The following is a 1,268-nucleotide window of genomic DNA, read 5'->3' as shown; positions in this document are numbered from 1 at the left end:
GATCCACGCTGACGAGGCAAGTGGATGGGATGCGCTGCACGCCCACTACGTCGTCAAGCGGATCAACCATCAGGTCGCGTACAGTCTGGACGGCACGCACACGAACGGGGCGGAAAGCTTCTTCTCGCGGATGCGCCGGGCCGAGATCGGGCACCATCACCACATCGCCGGCACCTACCTTGCTCGCTATGCCCAAGAGGCCGGCTGGCGCGAGGACCACCGGCGCGATCCGAACGGCATGCAGGTCCGGCTGGTAGCCGGGCTGGCGATGAAGGCGCCGCCGAGTGTGGACTTTTGCGGGTACTGGCAGCGGGCGCGGATCTAGACTCAATCCGAAGCGACCATCACCATGCCTACCGTGGAGGCAGGATGCAACCATGTCTGATGCAGAAAAGAACTTAGAAGTTCTGGCTCGCGTTGATGCCGCGACCAAGGTGTTTCACGTAGTTATAGCGGCGGTTGTGCATCGCCTTCCCGCCCAGGACCGCGATGCAATTCGTAATATGGTTGCCAGTCAAGCGAACGCCCTCGCGGAAGCCTACGAGCAGTTCGGGATAGGTCCGAACGCGAACTCGGCTGTAGAGGTCGGCGCTCGATACTTGCATTTAGAGACTAGGAGGCTTTTGGCGCACATCGACGGCTCTCCGCCCCTTCCGGGCGACGAAGCATAGCTCGCCTCGCAATCACATCTGCGTCCCGCATCGCCCTTAGATTTTCAATCGCCGTCTCGACGTCGCCAGGCGACATCGCCTCCGCTAAGTGCCTTTCCAAAGCAGTCATATCCAGAAGGTCGAGCCAACGGGAATCGAAGTTGCTGCTCAAGCCGGGAAGATCGCTGCCGCTTTCCATTTGTGATGAACGCCAAAGATGCGAGCGGGATTCCTAGCAGGCCAACGTCGGAGCCTCTACCTCGCCAGCCGCCAAACCACCTCCAGCCCGCGTTCCTCGCAGATCAAACCGCCTTTGGCGTAGCGCCGCAGCGTCACCTGCACTTTGTTCACCAGTTCCGCCCGGCGCGCCGGTTCACTGAGGTCCAAATGATACTCGACCTCCAACCGCTCCACCACGGCTCTTGCTGTCAGCGGTTCCTCAGCAATCCGTAGCATGCTAAGGATAGCCCGCGAGCATTCCCCATGGCGGAACATCGGCGGCCGGAGCCGGCGCAGACGCGGCTTGATCTTGTGCGGCAGTCGCGCGGGATCAAACAGCCGAATCGCCGTGTCCACCGCATCCCGTGCCGCCCGAAGCTCGGCCACGCGCCTTCCTAG

3 protein-coding genes are annotated in these 1,268 nt (G+C 61.8%); 2 read left to right on the top strand and 1 reads right to left on the bottom strand.

From position 1 onward, the window contains the following. Positions 1-325, top strand: a 325-nt coding sequence (locus tag Q7A36_RS39895) for a transposase (RefSeq protein WP_305109340.1), incomplete at its 5' end; no start/stop codon positions are given. Between the two features lie 52 nt (positions 326-377). Further along, a complete protein-coding gene (locus Q7A36_RS39890; RefSeq protein WP_305109339.1) occupies positions 378-671 on the top strand; it encodes a hypothetical protein in 294 nt (97 codons plus the stop codon). Positions 672-905: 234 nt separating this feature from the next. Here the strand turns inward: Q7A36_RS39890 and Q7A36_RS39885 are convergent. Next, a partial coding sequence (locus Q7A36_RS39885; RefSeq protein ID WP_305109338.1) for a hypothetical protein occupies positions 906-1,268 on the bottom strand: 363 nt, incomplete at its 5' end.

The organism is Paracraurococcus lichenis (assembly GCF_030657435.1).
Taxonomy (GTDB): Bacteria; Pseudomonadota; Alphaproteobacteria; order Acetobacterales; family Acetobacteraceae; genus Paracraurococcus; species Paracraurococcus lichenis.
This window is presented reverse-complemented; position numbering and strand designations above follow the sequence as displayed.

Bases quoted from the DNA above. Each gene is read 5' to 3' on its own strand.
- Q7A36_RS39890 (WP_305109339.1), top strand. From the start codon at position 378: ATGTCTGATGCAGAAAAGAACTTAGAAGTTCTGGCTCGCGTTGATGCC.